Source organism: Streptomyces sp. HUAS MG91, assembly GCF_040529335.1.
GTDB lineage: Bacteria > Actinomycetota > Actinomycetes > Streptomycetales > Streptomycetaceae > Streptomyces > Streptomyces tabacisoli.
The window spans coordinates 487542-506187 of the sequence record NZ_CP159534.1 but is presented as its reverse complement, the minus strand read 5'-3'; the positions used below and the strand labels follow the sequence as shown (position 1 = coordinate 506187).

Sequence of the window (18646 nt, the reverse complement as noted above, 5' to 3'; positions counted from 1 at the left end):
CTGATGAGTGACCAGAGCGTCGACACCACACGGGCGCCGGTGGGGCTCGCCGCGCCCGTGGCGGCCCCCGCCCCCGATCTCCCGCAGCCCACCGCGCGCCGCGGCACCCGCAACACCGTCGTCCTGCTCGTCTTCACGGCGATCACCAACCTCGCCGACGGCGTCACCAAGATCGCGCTGCCGCTCCTGGCCGCCCGCGCCTCCGCGTCCCCGGCCCAGGTCTCCGCGGTCTCCCTCACCCTCTCCCTGCCCTGGCTGCTGGCCGCCCTCCATGTCGGCGTCCTGGTGGACCGCCTCGACCGCCGCCGCCTGCTCTGGGGCGCCAACGGCCTGCGGCTGATCGCGCTCGGCGCGCTGATGCCGCTCGCGGCGGCCGACTCCGTGACCATCCCGGTGCTCTGCGCCGCCGGCCTCGTCCTGGGCGTCGCCGAAGTCATCGCCCTCACCTCGGCCTCGGCCATGATCCCGGCGCTGACCCCGCCGGAGGGCCGGGAGCGGGCCAACACCTGGATCGCGGGCGCGGAGACGGTCTGCAACGAGTTCGCCGGACCCTTCGTCGGCGGCCTGCTGCTCGCGGCGGGCACCGGCGTCGCCCTCGGCACGACCTGGGTGTCGTACCTGGCCGCCTCGCTCGTCGTCGTCCTGCTCGTGGGCCGGTTCCGCGCGGCCGGCCGGACCGGCGGCGAGAACGCCGCTCCCGAAACCGTCCGCGTACAGATCGTGGACGGCCTGCGCTACCTGTGGCAGCACACCCTGCTGCGCACCATGGCGCTCACCCTCACCGTCCTGTGCGCGTGCTGGGGCGCCTGGCTCGCCCTGATGCCCCTGTTCGCCACCTCCGTGATGCACCTGAACTCGAGCCAGTACGGCACCCTGCTGAGCGCCCTCGGTGTCGGCGGACTGGTCGGCGCACTCGCCGTCACCTGGCTCAACCGCTTCTTCGGCCGCCGCTGGGTCATGTTCGCCGACCTCGTCGGCACCTTCGCGATGATGGCCGTACCCGCCGTGACGACCAACCTCTGGGCGGTGGCCGTCGCCGCCTTCCTCGGCGGCATGGGCGGCACCCTGTGGACGGTGAACGCGCGGACCATGGCGCAGCGGCTCGTGCCCGACGCCATGCTCGGCCGCTTCGGCGCCGTCAGCCGGCTGTTCAGCTGGGGCGCGATGCCGGTCGGCGCGGGCCTGATGGGCCTGCTCGCCGAATGGTTCGGACTCCGCCTCGCCTTCGGCTTCTTCGCCGCGACCGTCGCCCTCACCGTCCCGCCGTTCCTGCGCGTGCTCACCCGGCCCGTGCTGGCGGAGGCGTTCGGCGACAAGCCGCCCGCCTGACGAGCACCGCCAGCACCACCGCACCTCGAAGGAGGAGGCCGGAAAACCGGCCTCCTCCTTTTGCGTTGATCTATCGAATTTATTGATGACCCCATTTCGGAAGGCGTGTGCGGAGGGCGGCAATCACGTCTTTCAATGACTGCTCAAGGTCGCCATTGACCACGGGACGGGCTCTGCTGAACTATTCGTGGTGCGCCACGAAGCGACCTTTCCCCGAGGAGTCTGAGTAATGAACCATGCGGACGAGATGGCCGACGCGGAAATAGGTTCAGTCATTTCGAGACACATCCGTGCGTCATTCGACGACAATTCCCTGCTGGCCGAGGTGGGGCTGCATTCACTGTCCGTGCTGCGCATCGCCAGTGAACTGATCACCGACCCGGACCAGGAGATCGACCCCACCGGCCTCGCCTCGGTGCACACGGTGGGCGAACTCCGGCAGTGGCTGCGCGGACTCCTCATTCCGAAGGAGAGCCTCCGATGACCATCGCCCCGCAGGTCCCCACGGCCACCCTCCCGCTCACCGCCGCCCAGAAGGGGCTCCTCGTCGTGCACCGCACGGTGCCGGTGCCCCACCTCTACAACGTCGTGGCCGAGCTGGAACTCGACCCCGCCCTCACCCCGGCCGCCCTCGCCACGGCCCTCACCGACGTCCTCGCGGTGCAGCCGGCCCTGCGGCTCGCGATCCGCGAGGGCGCCGACCCGCACGCCGTGCTCGGCGACGTCCCCTCCGACGCCCCGCTGCACCACGTCACCACCCCGGCCGCGGAGTTCGACCGCCGGCGCGCCGAACTCCTCGCCGAACTCGGCGACACCGCCTTCGACCTGACGCGGTCCCCACTGCTGCGCACGGTGCTGCTCCGCACCGCCGACGGCACCCGCTCGGCGCTGCTCCTCGTGGTGCACCACCTCGTCTTCGACGGTTTCTCGCTGCGCCAGTTCGTCCGCGACCTGACCGCGTCCGCCCAGGGCACGCTGGACGTCGAGACGGTGCGCACCGCACGCGAACGCGCCCTGCGGCGCGAGCTGGACGCCCAGCTCAACGCCGCGGACGACGACGAGACGGAGCGCGCGGCGAAGACCCTGGCCGACCGCTTGCGGGCCACCCCCGCCACCGTCCTCAACCCGCGGCCCAACCGCCCCGTCACCACCGACTTCACCGGCACCCGGCGCGAGATCCGGCTGTCGCCCCGGCAGTCCGCGGACCTGGACGGCCTGTGCGCGACGCTCGGCGTCAGCCCGTTCGTCCTCTTCTCCGCCGTCTACGCCGCCGTGCTCGCCCGGCACTCCGCCAACACCAGCGTCGTCTTCGGCAGCCCCGTCATGGCACGCCGCACCCTCGGCTCCTTCGACCTGTGCGGCTTCTTCGTCAACACCCTGCCGCTCATCGTGGACGTGCCCTGGGACGCCCCCTTCGACGTCTTCGTCAAGGAGACCGTCCAGGCCGAGGCCGGCCGGGCCCGTGCCGACGCCGCCGTCTCCTTCGACCGCATCGTCCGCCACGTCGACCCGGACCGCTCGACCAACCGCAACCCGGTCTTCTCCTGCATGCTCGCGCTCCAGGACGCGACCGACGCCGAGCCCGGATCCGCGGTACGCCGCGTGCGCGAACACGGCAACGGCACCGCCAAGTTCGACCTCTGGCTCGGCGTGACCCCCGGCCCCGAGGGCTGGTCCCTCGAGCTGGAGAGCGACCGCGAACTGCTGCCGGAACCCCTCGCCGACGCCCTGGCCGCGTCCCTGCGCGGCGTCCTCGACCGGGCCGTCGAACAGCCCGGCCGGACCGTCGCCGACCTCTTCGCGGACGCCTCGGCCGAGGACTCCCACGACCACGACGGGTACCGCCGCCGACTGACCCGCCCCGATCTGTACAGCGCCGTGCGGGCCGCGGCGGCGGAGCGGCCCGGACAGGTCGCCGTACAGGAGGACGACCGCCGGCTCACCTACGCGGAGCTGGACCGCCTGGCCGCCGCAGGCGCGGCCGCGCTGGCCGCACGCGGCGTCGCACGCGGCACCGTCGTCGGCCTCACCACGACCACCCTCGTGGACACGGTCGTCACCGTCCTCGCGGTCCTCGCCCGCGGCGCCGTCTTCCTGCCGCTCGACCTCGGCCTGCCCGCCGACCGGCTGACGTACATGACCGGCAAGGCGGACTGCCGCCTGGTCGTGGGCGACGACCCGGTCGAGGGCGTGGACCTGCTCACTCCGGCCGAACTGACCGCCGGACCGGTGGACACGGCACCCGACGAGGCCGCCGCGACCGGCGCCTCCGACGGCGTGTACATCATGTTCACCTCGGGCTCCACCGGCCGCCCCAAGGGCGTGCTGATGAACAGCGGCCCCCTGATGAACCTCACCGAGTGGCAGCTCGACGCCCTGGACATGGACGAGCGCACCCGCTTCCTGCAGTACGCGCCGCTGGGATTCGACGTCTCCTTCCAGGAGATCCTGCCGACCCTCGTCGCCGGCGGGACGCTCGTCTCCCGCGAGCCCGCCGACCGCAGGGACCTGCCCGCCGTCGTCGAACGCGTGCGCGCGCACCGGGTCACCCACGTCTACCTCCCGGTCGCCGCGCTGCCCGCGTTCGTCCGGGCCGCGCAGGACACCGGCGACGATCTGCCGCACCTGAGCCACGTCTGCGTCTCCGGCGAACAGCTCCTGCTCGACGACCGGGTCCGCCGCTTCTTCGCCGACCGCCCGCACCTGACCCTGGTGAACCTGTACGGCCCCACCGAGACCCACGCCGTCACCACGCACCGGCTCACCGCCGACAACCGTCCCTGGCCGTCCCACGTCCCCATCGGCCGCCCGATCACCGACGTGGCGGCGCACATCGTGGACACCACGGGCCACCTCGCCCCGCGCGGCGTCCCCGGCGAGCTGTACCTCGCGGGCGCCTGCCCCGCACTGGGCTACGTCAACGACCCCGTACGCACGGCAGAACGGTTCCTGCCGGACCCGTACGCCGACGACGAGCGGGCCCGCATGTACCGCACCGGCGACCAGGTCCTGCGCGACGAGAGCGGCGCGCTGCTCTTCCTCGGCCGCGACGACGACCAGGTCAAGATCCGCGGCTACCGGGTCGAGCTGGGCGAGCTGGAGAGCGCCGCCGCCTCCCACCCCGACGTGGCCCGCGCCGTCGGAGTCGTGCACGGGGAAGGGCACGAACGCCGCCTCGCCCTGTTCTTCCGGCCCGAGGACGGCCGTTCGCCCGACCCGGACGGCATCCGCGCGCACGTGGCGGCCACCCTGCCCGGCTACATGGTGCCCGCCCGGGTCTTCCCCCTGGACACCGTGCCCACCACCCGCAACGGCAAGGTGGACCGCACCGCACTCGCCGCCCGGGCCGAGCAGGCCCTGGCGGACGAGACACGGTCCGCGCCCGCCGTGACCACCACCGACGACCCGCTCGTCGCGGCCCTCCAGCGGATGTGGGCGAAGCTCCTCGGCATCGCGGAGGTGCCGGTCGACCGCTCGCTCCTGGAGTACGGCGCCCACTCGCTGACCGTGATGGCCGCCGGCGCCCGGATCGAGGAGGAGTACGGCGTCCAGATCCCGATCCTCGACTTCTTCCGCGACCCGACCGTTCGCGCCCAGGCGGCCTGGATCATCGCGCTCGCCGAGGACGCCTGATGCCGGCCACGACCCACGGGACCAAGCTGCTCGTCCCGCTCGCCCAGCGGCCCGGCCCGCTCAGCAGCGTGCTCCTCCACCCGGCGGGCGGTGGCCTCGGCCAGTACCTCGGCACCGCCGCCCGGCTGGCCCGCCACGGCAGTGTGTTCGGCATCCGCGCCGCCGGACTGCTGCCCGGCGAGGAACCGCACGACGACGTCGCGGAGATGACCCGCGCCTACCTCGACCTGCTCGGCCGGATCCCCGACCGCCCGCGCGTCCTGGTCGGCTGGTCGCTGGGCGGCGTACTCGCCTGGGAACTCGCCGCACACCTGGCCGAGGACGGCCCGGCCCCCGCCGTGGTGCTGATCGACAGCTTCACCGAGCACACCACCCCCGACGCCGGTGCCCGGACGCTGGTACTCGACGCGATCGAGAAGTCCGTCAGCCACCTCGGAGACGGCACCGACGCCGCCCGCGCCCGCACCACCGCGCTGGCCCACGTGACGGCCAGCGCCGCGCACCGCACCCGCTCCCGGCCCGGCGGTCCCGCCCTGCTGATGGCCTGCGCCGGACCGGAGCGCGACCAACAGATCGCCGCCTGGCACGAGTTGACCGACCGGCTGACCGTACGGGACCTCGACTGCGGCCACTTCGAGGTCTTCGAGGCGGCCCACCAACCGAGGCTCCTGTCCCACCTGGACGACTTCCTCGACCGGCTCACCGACACACCGCGGGAGACACCCCGATGACCAGCACGACCCCCCTCGCCGTCGTCACCGGCGGCACCCGCGGCATCGGCCTGGCCCTGTCCCTGCGGCTGCGCGACCTCGGCCACCGCACCATCGCCCTCTACCGCTCCGACAAGGACGCCGCCCGGCGGGCCGCCGACGAGCACGGCATCGACGTGCTCCGCGCCGACCTCGGCGACCGCGCGTCCGTGCGCGCCGCCGCCCGGACGATCCTCGGCGAGCACGGCACGCCCGAGGTCCTCGTGAACAACGCGGGCATCAACATCGACCGGCCCTTCCTCGAACTCACCGAGGACGACTGGCAGGACGTGCTCGACACCAACCTGTCCGGCCCCTTCCACCTCACCCAGGCCCTCGCCCCCGCGATGCTCGACGCCGGCACCGGAACGGTCGTCAACATCGGCGCGACCACCGGCCTGCGACCCCGCCTCAACGGCGTCAACTACGCCGCCTCCAAGGCCGGACTGCTCCAGCTGACCAAGTGCCTGGCCCTGGAACTCGCCCCCACCGTGCGGGTCAACTGCCTGATCCCCGGGATGACCGAGACCCAGGAGCTCGTCGACCGGTTCCGGCTCGACGACCCGGAGCGCCGCGCCGCGGTGCTCTCCGAGATCCCCCAGCGACGCATCGGCTCCCCCGACGACATCGCCGACGCCCTCGAATACCTCGTGGGCCCGCTCAGCCGCTACGTCACCGGTCAGAAACTGATCGTCGACGGCGGCCAGTTCATGTGGTAGGAGACCATGACCGACGAACTGCTCGTATCCGCCCGCGAGGCCGTCGCCACCGCACCCCCGGTCGGCGACCTGGCCTACGAGACCTACTGCCGTGAGCTGGCCAAACGGCTCGCCGCCCACTGGCCGGCCGTCCTGGAGGCCAACGCCGAGGACGTCGCCGCGGCCGAGGAGCGCGGACTGTCCCCGGTCCTGCTCGACCGGCTCCGCCTGACCACCGCCCACCTCGCCGGCCTCGAACGCCTCACCGAGGCCGTGCTGTCCGAACTCGCCGAGGTCACCGCCCCCGACGCCGGCGTCCCGACCGGACCCTGGGGCACCCGCAGCCGCGTCCCCAAGCCGCTCGGCGTCGCCTTCATGGTCTACGAGGCCCGGCCCACGGTCACCGTGGAAGGCGCCCTGCTGCCCGTCGCCGTCGGCAACGCGGTGATCCTGCGCGGCGGCAAGGAGATCGCCCGCACCAACCAGGCCCTCGCGGCCGTCGCCCACGACGCCCTGGACGCCGCCGGCCTGCCGACCGGCCTGGTCAGCGTCATCGACGACCCCCGGCGGACCCAGCTGCGCGCCCTCCTCAAGCGCCCCGACGCGATCGACGTGCTCATCCCGCGCGGCAGCCCGTCCCTCATCGACTACTGCCGCACCGCCTCCTCGATCCCCGTGATCGCCAGCGGCGGCGGCGTCAACCACCTCTACGTCCACCGCAGCGCCGACCTCGACCTCGCCGCCGAGGCCGCGCTCGACAGCAAGCTGCCCGAGCCCACCGCCTGCAACACCGCCGAGATGGTCCTGGTCGACGAGGAGGTCGCGGCCGACTTCGTCGCCGCCCTGCTGCGGGCCTCCGAGCGCGGCGACCGCCCGGTGAACGTACGGCTCGCCGCGCACGCCCCGCGCCCCGACACGGCCGACGCCTCCGCGCCGGGCCGCCCGTGGAGCCTGGGCGAACTCCAGGAGCACGACCTCGGCCGCGAGTTCCTCGACGCCACGATCGGCGTGTACCCGGTCGCGGGACAGGCCGAGGCGGTCCGGCACATCCGGACCTACGGCTCCGGCCACACCGAGGGAGTCGTCGCCACCGACACCGACGTCACCCGGGAGTTCGCCCGCCGGGTCGACGCCGCCGCGATCGTCGTCAACGGCTCCCTGCGCCTGCACGACGGACCCACCCTCGGCCTCGGCTCCGAGATCTCCATCAGCACCGGCCGCATGCACGTCAGGGGCCCCGTCACGCTCGGAGCGCTCGTGACCCACAGCTGGGTCGTCGACGCGCGCGGCACCCTGCGCAGCTCCTTGTGACACCCGGCCCCACCCCCTCACCCCCCTCGTTCCCACGGACATCCCCGGAGCATTCAATGATCACAGGACTGGACCGGACGGCGGTCACCGAATCCGTCAAGCGCGTGGTGCTCGCCGAGTCCCGCCTGCCCCTTCAGCCCGCCGACATCGACGACCACGAGCCGCTCAACGGCGAGATACTCCACGTCAATTCGCTGGGTTTCGTCGGCATGCTGGTGCTGCTGGAGGACGAGCTGGACATCGTCCTGCCCGACGACCTGTTCGTCGGCCGCAGCTTCCAGACCGTCAACGACCTGATCGAGGTCGTGCTGCTCGGGGCGGAGGCCGCCTGATGGGCACCACGTCCCTTCCCACCAGCTGGCGCAGCGTCCTGCCGCACCTCGACGAACAGCTGCCGCCGGACCGCACCCCGCAGACCGCGAGCCGCGACGGCGTCCAGGTCAACCTGCCGATGGAACTGGTGCGCCAGAGCGTCCTGCAGAAGGAGCACTGGGACATCCCGGCCGAGATCGTCGAGGCGTACCGCGCCTTCAGGCCCACGCCGCTGTGGCGGGCCGAGCGCTTCGAGCGCGCCGTCGGAGCGCGCGTGCCGATCTACGTCAAGTACGAGGGCGGCAACATCTCCGGCAGCCACAAGCTGAACACCGCGCTGGCGCAGGCCTATTACTACGCCAAGGCCGGCGTGCGGGAACTCGTCAGCGGCACCGGCGCCGGGCAGTGGGGCACCGCGCTCGCCGCGGCCTGCGCCATGTTCGGCATGAAGTGCACCGTCTTCATGGTCGGCAACAGCCTGCGCCGCAAGCCCTACCGGGGCACGCTCATGCGCACCCTCGGCGCGACCGTGCACGCCAGCCCCAGCCCACTGACCGAGGTCGCCGCGCAGAGCAGGGCAGGCGTCAACAGCCTCTCCCTCGCCATCGGCGAGGCCGTCGAGTACGCCGCGAAGACCGACGGCGCCGCGTTCTGCATCGGCAGCGGGGAGACCTACAGCATCCTGCACCAGTCGGTCATCGGCCTTGAGGCCGCCGACCAGCTCGCCGCACTCGACGCCGAGGTCGACGCCGTCGTCGGCTGCGTCGGAGCCGGCTCCAACTTCGGCGGCATCGCCCTGCCGTTCTTCGCCGAGGCCGCCGCGACCGGCACCCGCGCCCCCTTGCTGCTGGCCGCCGAGTCCAGCACCACGCCCAAGCTGACCCGCGGCACGTACGCGTACGACCGCACCGACGCGACCGGCACCGGCCCGATGGAGGCCATGTACACCATCGGCAGCTCCTACCCGATACCCGACTCGCACTCCGCGGGCCTGCGCTTCCACGGTGCCGCGAAGGTCCTCTCGGCGATGCGGCACCGCGACCAGATCGCCGCGACGGCCATCGGCCAGGTCGACGCGCTCGACGCCGGACGCCTGTTCACGCGCAGCGAGATGGTGCTGCCCGCCCCGGAGTCCGGGCACGCCCTGGCCGCCGCCGCCCGGCTGGCCTCGGCGGGCGCCGACGCCAACAGCGGCCTGCTGCGCTCCGAGCGGGGCGTCGTCGTGTGCGTCAGCGGCCACGGCTATCTGGACCTGGGCGCCTACCAGCAGCTCATGGACGGCGAACTGAGCGACGTCGCCCCCGACCCCGAGGAACTGCGCCGCGCCATGAGCGGGCTGCAGACGGCTCAGGAGCCCGTCGGAGCCGGAGCGCACCATGACTGACCCGACGCTCACCACCGACTGCCGGCTCTTCGACTGCGTCCAGGTCAACCTGGCGATCCTCGCCGACCGCTGGCACGGCGCGCACACCCACCTCGGCCTCGGCGCCGAACTGCGCTTCCGGCCCGCACCGGGCGCCGCCGGCCTGCCCACGGTCGAGCGCACCGTCGAAGAGCAACTGACGTCCGCCGCACCTCTGTTGGGCCTGGACATCGTCGCGCGGGAGCGGACCGGTCCGGGCCGGACGCCGGTGCCCGCCCCCGGCCGCTACGTCGTCGCCGACGCCTTCCACCTGCCGTGGGTGCCCTACGCCGGGCACCGCCACATGGAACACAGCTTCCTGCTGGAAACGGACGACAACGGCGGCGCCGTCGTCGTCGACGGCTACCACAACGAGACACCCTGGGGGAGCGCCCGCCCCCTCACCCGCCACCTGACCCCCGCCGAACTCGCCGCCGCCGTACCGGAGGCCGCGACCACGGTCACCTTCGCGCCCGCCGCCCGCCGCACCGCCCCGCCCGCAGCCGTGATCGACCTCGCCGACGACGACACCGTCGACGCCTACGCGGCCGCGTACGCCGAACACCCCGACCGCGCCGCCGCCTTCGACCGGCTCACCCTGGAGACCTGGCTGCTCGCCCGCTCCCGCAGGCTGCACGCCCGCTTCCTCGACGGTCCGTCCGGCCCGGCCGACCCGGTGCGAGAGGCGCATGTCGCCGCGTGGGACGCCCTCGCCGAGAGCGTCTACGTCGGCCACCGCAGGGTGGCCCGCGGCCGCCCGGAGCCGACCGGCGTGTTCGACCGTCTGCGCACCCAACTCCGGCGCGACCGCGAGGTGTTCGCCGCCACCACGGCGACCGCGCCGGCCCAGCGGGACAGCGGCCCCGCCGAGGTGCCCGGCCCCCTGCTCGACCGGGTGGCCGACACCGTCGCCGCGGTGCTCGGTGTCGACGTCGCCACGGTGCGCGGCGCCCAGTCCCTGGCGGATCTGGCCGGGTTCACCTCGTTCCGCGTCGTCGAGATCGTCGAACGCCTCGAACAGGACCTGTCCGTCGAGTGCGCCGCCGACGACCTGGTCCCGGAGAACCTCCACCACCTCGACGGCGTCGGCCGCATCGTCCTCAGCGCCCTGCACGCCGCACCGCAGCCGTCGCCCGCCCTCGTCACCACCTCCGGAGGGAACTGATGTCCGCCCACGCCGATCTGCTGCACGGCCTCCTCGACGAGGCGGTCGCAGCCCGGCCGGACGCCCCCGCTGTCAGCAGCGCCGGCCGGACCCTGACCTACCGGGAACTCGACACCGCCTCGCGCCGCCTCGCCGCCTGGCTGCTGGAGCAGGGCCTGAACCGCGGTGACCGGCTCGTCGTCTGCGCGCCCGGCTCCGTCGCCCAGCCCGCCCTGGTGTACGCCGCCTCCCGCGTCGGCGTCACCTTCTCCCTGCTCCACGAACAGGTGCGCGGCGTCCAGCTCGACCACGTGCTCGACGACTGCGAACCGGCCCTCCTCGTCACCGACGACGACGCGGCCCGCGCGGCGGCGCACCGCCGTGACGTGCGCACGCAGAGCACCGCGTCCCTGTCGGACGCGGCCTTCGCCGACGGCCCCGTACCCCAGGGAACCCCGCCGGGACCGCTCGCCGTCGACCCCGTGTGCCTGATCTACACCTCCGGTACGACGTCGCTGCCCAAGGCCGTCGTCAGCACCCACCAGCAACTGACGTTCGCCGCCCGCGCCATCCAGCGCGTCCTCGGCTACCGCCCGGCCGACGTCGTCTACAGCCCGCTCCCGCTCTCCTTCGACTACGGCCTCTACCAACTCTTCCTGTCGACCCTGGCCGGTGCTCACGTCACGCTCGGCCGCCCCGCCGAGGTCGGGCCCGCGCTCCTGAACAACCTGACCCGCGCCGGCGCGACCGTCCTGGCCGCGGTCCCCTCCGTCGCCGAGGCGCTGGCCCGCCTGCTGCGCCGCGCCCGCGCCCAGGGCACACCGCCGCTGCGGCTGCTGACCAACACCGGAGCGGCCATGCCCGCCGAGACCCTCGCGTCCCTGCGCGCGTCCCTGCCCGGCCTGCACGTCCAGCTCATGTTCGGACTGACCGAGTGCAAGCGGGCCACGATCATGCCGCCCGACGGCGATCTGGAGCGCCCCGGATCCAGCGGCCGCGCCCTGCCCGGCACCGAGGTCTTCGTCGTGGACGACGAGGGACACCGCCTCGCTCCCGGTGAGATCGGCGAGATCGTCGTACGGGGGCCCAACGTGATGGCGGGCTACTGGCGCCGCCCCGAACTGACCGCCCAGCGCTTCCACCGCGCGGAGGGCCTCTTCCCGCAACTCCGCACGGGCGACTACGGATGGGTCGACGAGGAGGGCTACCTGTACTTCGACGGACGCCGCGACGACATCTACAAGGAGAGCGGGTTCCGCGTCAGCGCCACCGAGGTCGAAGCGGCCGCCCGCCGCGTACCCGGCGTCACCGCCGCGGCCGTCCTGCCTCCCCGGCACCCCGCCCGCGCCGTGCTGTTCGTCGTGAGCGCCCTCGAACCGGCCGAGGTCCTCAGCGGCATGCGCGAGCAGATCGAGGAGTTCAAGATCCCGGGCCACTGCGTGCCCGTCGACGGGCTCCCGCTGACCGGCAACGGCAAGGTCGACCGCAAGGCGCTGGCCGCCCTCACCGAGGAGGCCGCCGGTGTCCGCACCCGCTGAGACCGCCGCCCCGGAGCTGTCGCTGCCCGAGGGCCTGCTGTCCCGTATCCCCACCCCCGCCTACGTCTACGACCTGGCCGAAGTGCGCCGCAACCACCGGGCGCTGAGCGACGCCCTGCCCGCCGGCAGCGGTGTCTACTACTCCCTCAAGGCCAACGCCCACCCGTCCCTCCTGCGCGTCCTGCGTGAACAGGGAGCGAGCCCCGAGGTCTGCTCCAGCGGCGAACTGGAGGCCGCCCTCGGCGCGGGCTGGCCCGCCGCCGACGTCCTCTACACCGGGCCCGGCAAACGCGACGAGGAGATCGGCCGGGCGCTGCGCGCCGGAGTGCGCCACTTCTCGGTGGACTCCCCGCACGCCATGGAACAACTGGACCGCATCGCCGGGAGCCTCGGCGTCCGCGCCCAGTGCCTGCTGCGGATCAACGATGACCAGCCCGTCCCCGGCCAGGGCCTGGCGATGACCGGCGTGGCCTCGCAGTTCGGCGCCGACACCCGCTGGGTGCTGCGCGAACCGGCCCGCTTCGCCGGCCGCCCGCACGCCGAACTGATCGGCCTGCACCTGTACATGGGCACCAACCTGACCGAACCCGACGCGCTCCTCGGACAGTTCGAACGGTCCCTGCGGACCGCCAAGATCCTGCGCACGGCCCTCGCCGAGCACGGCGCGGACCTGCGCGTCCTGGACCTCGGCGGCGGCTTCGGCGCCCCCTTCGCGAGCGCGGGGGAGCGGATCGACCTCAGCGGACTGCGCCCCCGGCTGACCGCGCTGCTCGACGAGGAACTGCCCGCCCGGCACGACGACGGCACCCGCGTCGTCTTCGAGTCCGGCCGCTATCTGGTCGGCACCGCGGGCGTCCTGCTGACCTCCGTCCTCGACGTGAAGCAGTCCCACGGCAAGGACGTCGTCGTCCTGGAGTCCGGCATCAACCACCTCGGCGGCATGCCGGGACTGCGCCGCCTCCCCCCGCTCAACCCCCGGCTCGTCGCCGACCCCGCCGACGGCGCCGCACCGCGCCCCGCCGTCCTCGACGCCCTGGTCACCGGACCGCTGTGCACCCCCCTCGACACCTGGTCACGAGCGGCGAAGCTGCCCGACCTGCGCCCCGGCGACGTGCTGGCCGTCCCCAACGTCGGCGCCTACGGCCTCAGCGCGAGCCTCGTCGCCTTCCTCGGCCACCCACTGCCGGCCGAGGCCGTCGTCGACGGCGACGACCCCGACCGCGCCCCCGAGCTCACCCGCATCCACCTGACCCGTACCCCTGTCACGGCCGACACCGCCCCCACCCTGGGAGAGAAGTGATGGACCCCCGATTCACCGACGCGCTCGTGCCCTTCCTCAAGTTCCTCGACGGCAAGGAGATCGAGCCCGACGCGCCCCTGCGCACGTACGGCCTGGACTCCATGCAGTCCATCGAGCTGCTCTTCGCCCTCGAGGACGCGTTCGAGGTGACGCTGCCCGACGACGCCATGAACGACACGACCTTCGCCACCGCCGGCAGCCTGTGGGCGGCCGTGTCCGCGGCGATCGACGTCCAGAACGGCCCCGCGGACGCCTCCCGGGCGGCGGCATGAGCGCGCCCGCCGTCCTCCTCGAACCGCACGCCCCGGCCCCGGAAGCCCCGAGCATCGACGACCGCGTGCGGGACGTCGCCACCGTCGCCGCCGAACACCTCGCCCGCCACGAGCGGGACGCCACCTTCCCCGTGGAGGCGCTCGACCGGATGCGCGACACCGGTCTGCTCGGCCTGCTCGTGCCCCGCACGCACGGCGGCCTCGGCGGCACGTCCGCCGACGTGATCCGGGCGGGCACCGCCCTCGGCCGCGTCGACATGTCCGTGGCGATGATCTTCGTCATGCACTGCCAGCAGGTGGCCGCCCTGGTCCGGTTCGCCCACCCCCGACTGCGCGACGAGTTGCTGCCCGAGATCGCCGCGGGCCGCCACTACCTGGCCTCCGTCACCACCGAGTCCGGCAAGGGCGGCCACCTCCTCACCTCGCAGTCGGCACTCACCGCCGGCCAGGACGGCCTCGCCGTCGACCGCTTCGCACCGATCGTCACCGGCGGCGAGCACGCCGACGGGTTCCTCGTCACCATGCAGAGCCCGCACGCCACCTCCGCGCAGGACGTCTCCCTCGTCTACGCCCACCGCGACCAGCTGGAGACCGAGCGTTCGGGGGACTGGGATCCGCTGGGCATGCGGTCGAGCCACAGCGTCGCGCTGCGCCTGACCGGGACCGTCCCCGCGCACCACGTGATCGGCGAGCACGGCGACTTCCGCACGATCGTCACCACGGTGTTCGCGCCCATGGCCCACCTGGGCTGGTCGGCCTGCTGGCTCGGCACCGCGGCGGGCGCCCTGTCCCGTGTCGTCAAATTGCTCCGCTCCCCGAAGAACCGGGGCCGGGCCGATCTCGACTCGGAGCTGCTGCTCACCCGGCTCTCGCGGGCCAGGCAGCGCATCGACACTGTGCACGCGCTGCTCGAACAGACCCGCAGGACCGTCGAGGCGGCCCCGGACCTGAGCGTCCCGCGCGTCCAACTGCTCCTGAACGGACTGAAGATCACCGCCGCTGAGCAGTCCTACCGGGCCGTCGACGACCTCGTGGACGCCGTGGGCATGCGCCACGGCTACCTCAAGGACTCGCCCACACGCCTGGAGCAGAGCCTGCGGGACCTGCGCTCGGCAGCCCTCAACTACAGCAACGACCGCCTCCACCTGGTGGACGGCAAACTCGCCCTGCTCGACTCCGAGGTGCGCCTTGACTGACGGGACGACGACCACGACCGCGCGGACCACGACGGAGCCGACCACTACGGCGCCGACCACGACCACCCCGACCCCGGCCGTCGCCGTCGCCGGTCTGCCCGAGACGGCCTCCGCCGCGCTCGTCTGGCAGGCCTGCGGCGCGGCGGGCCTGATCGAGGGGCTCTACGACGAGGAAGGAGGCCTCGACCCACGGCGGCTCGCCGCACTGCTCGCGGCCGTCGACGCCCGGGGCGACAACGGCGTGACGCTCAGCGTCCTGGTCCAGGCCGCCAGCGCGCTCCCGATCCTGGCCGCGGGTGCCCCCGCGAGCGGGCCCGTGCGAGAAGCGCTGGACAGCGTCCGCTCCGGTGCGCGCACCCTCGCGCTCGCCGCCACCGACAGCGCGGGGGCCGGGTCGGACCTCGCCGGTCTGGCCACGGAGGTGACGATCGGCCCGGACGAGATCGTGCTGCGCGGCGGCAAGCGCTGGATCACCACCGCCTGCGCCGCCGGCTGGTTCCTCGTCCTGGCCCGGCACCGCCCCGGCCGGCACTTCACCAGCTTCACCTGGATCCTCGTACCGGCCGACGCGCCCGGCGTCCGCGTCACCCCCGCCGACACCGACCTGCTCACCGGATCCGCCACCGGACACGTCGAGTTCACCGACGTTCGGCTCGCGCCCGAGCAGCTCGTCGGCCGCCCCGGGCGCGGCATGCCCGCCTTCGCCCGGCACATGGGCACCGAACGCCTCGCGGGCGCCCTGTGGGCCCGCGCCCTGACGGCCCGCGTCCTCGCCGACACCAAGGAACGGCTGACCCGGCGCGTCGTGGACGGACAGCCCCTGTGGCACAACAGCTCCGTGCGCCAGCGGTTCGCCACCTGCCTGGTCCAGGTCCGCCAGCTGCACGCGCTGTGCGACACCCTCGCCGAGCGGATCACCCGGCACCAGGACCTGGCCGCCGCGGCCCTGCTCAAGTCCGCGGTCGGCCTGACCGTCGACCCCGTGCTGTCCGTCTGTGCCCAACTCCAGGGAGCCGACGGCCTGTCGCGCGAGGGAGCCCAGCGGATCCGCGCCGAGGCGGCCGTGTTCGGCATCGGCGGCGGCGTCACCGAGCTGCTCCTGGACACCGTCGCCGATCACGCCGACCCGTGGCTGACGGAGCTGCGGGCATGACGACCCTCATCACCCGCGCGGCCCCGGACGTCTGGGTGGCCACCGGACAGCTGGGACCGTGGCTGCGACAGGCGGCCGACCCCGACGACCGGGCCGTCGCGGCCACCCTGCCCCGCCGGCGCACCGCCGAGTTCCTCGCGGGACGCGCCCTGCTGCGCCATCTGCTGCGCCTCACCGTGCCCGAGCGGGCGTCGACGCCGATACGGGCCGACGCGCACGGGCGGCCCGTGCTCGACGGCGACCCGGACACCGGCATCAGCGTCTCGCACGACGGCCCGGCGATCGCCGTCGCGGTCGGCCGCGGCAGGCGCGTGGGCGTCGATGTCCAACTGCCCGTCACCGACGTGCCGGACAGTCTGCTGCGCCGCTGCCTGGGACGGCACACCCCGGACGTCATGCCGCTCGGCGAGCGTCGGCGCGGCATCGAACTGGCGTGGGTCTGGACGGCGCAGGAGGCCTGCGTCAAAGCGGCGGGAACCGGGCTGGCCGGCAGCCCCTGGTCGATCGACGTCCCGCCCGGCAGCCGGGAGGGACGGTGGGACGGATACCGGTGGATCAGCCTGCGCGACCGTTCCCGCACGCCCCTCAGCTGCGCCTTCTCCCTGCCCGACTCCCCATCCGACGCCGACGGCCTGGAGGCCACGTGTTCCTGACCGGCGCCCCGACCACCATGCCCGACCTGAGCTGTTACACGACGAACCTGCTGGCCCACGTCACCCCCGACATCCCCGACGTCCGGCGCCGTCTCGCCCGGGGCGTCCGGCTCGCCGTCCGCATCGACCTCCCCGAGGGCGAGCTGGCCTTCTCCCACCATCCCCGGATCGACACGACCCACGACGGCAGGCAGCTCGCCTACGCCGGTACGCGCGACTGGCCCACCGCACGCGAGGCACTGCACCGCGCGCTCCTGCGGGACCGGCGCGTCCTCGCGGTGGCCAACACCCGCCATCTCTCCTGGTCACCGGCGCAAGGGCTGGCCGACGCCCCGCACTGGATCCTGCTGAAGGACCGGCGCGACGACCAGTGGCTGGTGGCCGACCACTTCTCCGCACTGACCCCGAACGGCACGCAGAGCCCGTACCTCGGCTGGATCCACGACGCCGAACTCGCCGCCGCCCTGGCCCCCTGGACCCGGCCGCCGCGCGAGGTCGCCCGGCGTGACGTCCTCGCCCTCGGCGAGGAATCCACCCTCCCGCCGGCCGACCACTACCGCTGGCTCGACTGGGCGCCCGCCACCGACCGCGGCGGCAGCGCGCCCGGCACCGGCACCTGGGTCCTCGACCTCGACACGTCCTTGCGCCACACCTCCGAGGTGCTGCGCGCCGACCCGACCGCGGTCGCCCGCTACGTGGACGACCTGTGGGCCGCCGCCCGCCACCACACCTTCAAGCTGGCCTTCGACGTGGCGGACGGGAACACCGATCCCGCACGCGCCGCGGCGGCGTCGGCGGCCTGGGACGAACTGCCCCGGGCGCTGCGGTTCGCCGCCCAGTCCACCGCCCGCGGCCGCCCCCGCCCGGGCGCGATCGAACGATCCGTCGACCAACTCCTCACCGCACTGCGGGATCTGCCCGCACCCGACACGGAACGAGTCTCCCCATGAGCAGGCCCATCGTCCTGATCGCCGAAGAACTCGCCCCGGCCGCCCTGGCCGCCCTGGGCCCGGACGTCGAGATCCGCCGGTGCGACGGCGCCGACCGCGGCGCGCTGCTCGCGGCCGTCGCGGACGCCGACGCCGTCCTCATCCGCTCGGCCACCCGCGTGGACGCCGAAGTACTCGCCGCCGCACGCCGGTTGAAGGTCGTCGCGCGTGCGGGCGTGGGCCTGGACAACGTCGACGTGCCCGCCGCCACCGCGGCCGGAGTCCTGGTGGTCAACGCGGCGCACGCCAACGTGGTCAGCGCCGCCGAGCTCACCTGCGGCCTCCTGATCGCGGTCGCCCGCAACATCCCGCAGGCGGGCCAGGCGCTGAAGGGCGGCCGGTGGGACCGCTCCCGGTACGTCGGCGGAGAACTCGCCCACAAGACGCTCGGGGTGCTGGGCCTCGGCCGCATCGGCACGCTGGTCACCGAGCGGATGAAGGCCTTCGGCATGGACGTCGTCGCCTACGACCCCTACGTCGACGCGGCGCGGGCCGCCCGCCTCGGTGTCCGCATGCTCCCGCTGGACGAGGTCCTGGCCGCCGCCGACTTCCTGACCGTCCACCTGCCCCGTACGCCGCAGACGCTCGGCCTCATCGGCGCGCCGGAGCTGGCCGGAGCCAAGCGGGGCGTGCGCCTGGTCAACGTCGCGCGCGGCGGCCTCGTCGACGAGGCCGCCCTGTACGACGCCCTGGTGGAGGGACAGGTCGCGGCGGCCGGTCTGGACGTCTTCGCCGAGGAACCGTGCACGGACTCGCCGCTGCTCCGGCTGGAGCAGGTCGTCTGCACCCCGCACCTGGGTGCCTCCACCCGGGAGGCGCAGGACCGGGCCGGCGTCTCGGTCGCCGAGTCGGTACGCCTCGCCCTCGGCGGCGCCCGGGTGCCGGACGCGGTCAACGAGGTCCGGTGGCACGGCACCGAAACCCTGGAGGCGCGGATTCCGTCACCGGCGGTGGCCGGGGCCGCATG

General features: G+C 73.7%; 16 protein-coding genes and 1 pseudogene. All 17 read left to right on the top strand.

Annotated features, from left to right (window positions below; all coding sequences use genetic code 11):
- The first annotated feature begins 3 nt into the window (after positions 1-3).
- The gene (locus tag ABII15_RS02450; RefSeq protein ID WP_353940573.1) at positions 4-1329 is read left to right on the top strand and encodes an MFS transporter; all 1326 of its coding nucleotides are present in this window, start codon (positions 4-6) and stop codon (positions 1327-1329) included.
- Between the two features lie 229 nt (positions 1330-1558).
- A complete protein-coding gene (locus tag ABII15_RS02445; protein ID WP_353940572.1) occupies positions 1559-1813 on the top strand; it encodes a hypothetical protein in 255 nt (84 codons plus the stop codon).
- On the top strand, positions 1810-4962 hold the full coding sequence (locus ABII15_RS02440; protein ID WP_353940571.1) for an amino acid adenylation domain-containing protein: 3153 nt from the start codon (positions 1810-1812) through the stop codon (positions 4960-4962). The genes ABII15_RS02445 and ABII15_RS02440 overlap by 4 nt, the downstream gene beginning before the upstream one ends.
- Positions 4962-5693 carry an alpha/beta fold hydrolase gene (locus tag ABII15_RS02435; protein WP_353940570.1) on the top strand — a complete coding sequence of 244 codons (732 nt, stop codon included), beginning with the start codon at positions 4962-4964 and terminating at the stop codon, positions 5691-5693. Before ABII15_RS02440 ends, ABII15_RS02435 begins: the two co-directional genes overlap by 1 nt.
- A complete protein-coding gene (locus ABII15_RS02430; RefSeq protein ID WP_353940569.1) occupies positions 5690-6430 on the top strand; it encodes an SDR family oxidoreductase in 741 nt (246 codons plus the stop codon). Before ABII15_RS02435 ends, ABII15_RS02430 begins: the two co-directional genes overlap by 4 nt.
- A 6-nt stretch (positions 6431-6436) precedes the next feature.
- The gene (locus tag ABII15_RS02425) at positions 6437-7720 is read left to right on the top strand and encodes a glutamate-5-semialdehyde dehydrogenase (protein ID WP_353940568.1); all 1284 of its coding nucleotides are present in this window, start codon (positions 6437-6439) and stop codon (positions 7718-7720) included.
- Positions 7721-7776: 56 nt separating this feature from the next.
- Positions 7777-8052 carry an acyl carrier protein gene (locus tag ABII15_RS02420; RefSeq protein WP_353940567.1) on the top strand — a complete coding sequence of 92 codons (276 nt, stop codon included), beginning with the start codon at positions 7777-7779 and terminating at the stop codon, positions 8050-8052.
- The gene (locus ABII15_RS02415; protein ID WP_353940566.1) at positions 8052-9416 is read left to right on the top strand and encodes a TrpB-like pyridoxal phosphate-dependent enzyme; all 1365 of its coding nucleotides are present in this window, start codon (positions 8052-8054) and stop codon (positions 9414-9416) included. Before ABII15_RS02420 ends, ABII15_RS02415 begins: the two co-directional genes overlap by 1 nt.
- Positions 9409-10599, top strand: a complete 1191-nt coding sequence (locus ABII15_RS02410) for an acyl carrier protein (protein ID WP_353940565.1) — start codon at positions 9409-9411, stop codon at positions 10597-10599. The genes ABII15_RS02415 and ABII15_RS02410 overlap by 8 nt, the downstream gene beginning before the upstream one ends.
- Positions 10599-12116 carry a class I adenylate-forming enzyme family protein gene (locus tag ABII15_RS02405; protein WP_353940564.1) on the top strand — a complete coding sequence of 506 codons (1518 nt, stop codon included), beginning with the start codon at positions 10599-10601 and terminating at the stop codon, positions 12114-12116. The genes ABII15_RS02410 and ABII15_RS02405 overlap by 1 nt, the downstream gene beginning before the upstream one ends.
- Positions 12100-13416, top strand: a complete 1317-nt coding sequence (locus ABII15_RS02400) for a type III PLP-dependent enzyme (RefSeq protein WP_353940563.1) — start codon at positions 12100-12102, stop codon at positions 13414-13416. Before ABII15_RS02405 ends, ABII15_RS02400 begins: the two co-directional genes overlap by 17 nt.
- Complete coding sequence (locus ABII15_RS02395) at positions 13416-13688, top strand: acyl carrier protein (protein WP_353940562.1); 273 nt, start codon at positions 13416-13418, stop codon at positions 13686-13688. Before ABII15_RS02400 ends, ABII15_RS02395 begins: the two co-directional genes overlap by 1 nt.
- On the top strand, positions 13685-14884 hold the full coding sequence (locus ABII15_RS02390; RefSeq protein WP_353940561.1) for an acyl-CoA dehydrogenase family protein: 1200 nt from the start codon (positions 13685-13687) through the stop codon (positions 14882-14884). Before ABII15_RS02395 ends, ABII15_RS02390 begins: the two co-directional genes overlap by 4 nt.
- The gene (locus ABII15_RS02385; RefSeq protein WP_353940560.1) at positions 14877-16037 is read left to right on the top strand and encodes an acyl-CoA dehydrogenase; all 1161 of its coding nucleotides are present in this window, start codon (positions 14877-14879) and stop codon (positions 16035-16037) included. Before ABII15_RS02390 ends, ABII15_RS02385 begins: the two co-directional genes overlap by 8 nt.
- Positions 16034-16690 carry a 4-phosphopantetheinyl transferase gene (locus ABII15_RS02380; protein ID WP_353940559.1) on the top strand — a complete coding sequence of 219 codons (657 nt, stop codon included), beginning with the start codon at positions 16034-16036 and terminating at the stop codon, positions 16688-16690. The genes ABII15_RS02385 and ABII15_RS02380 overlap by 4 nt, the downstream gene beginning before the upstream one ends.
- A complete protein-coding gene (locus ABII15_RS02375) occupies positions 16681-17640 on the top strand; it encodes a hypothetical protein (RefSeq protein WP_353940558.1) in 960 nt (319 codons plus the stop codon). Before ABII15_RS02380 ends, ABII15_RS02375 begins: the two co-directional genes overlap by 10 nt.
- Positions 17637-18575 (top strand): annotated as a pseudogene (locus tag ABII15_RS02370) (hydroxyacid dehydrogenase); the annotation flags it as partial. The gene ABII15_RS02375 and the pseudogene ABII15_RS02370, both read left to right, overlap by 4 nt.
- Positions 18576-18646 lie beyond the last annotated feature (71 nt).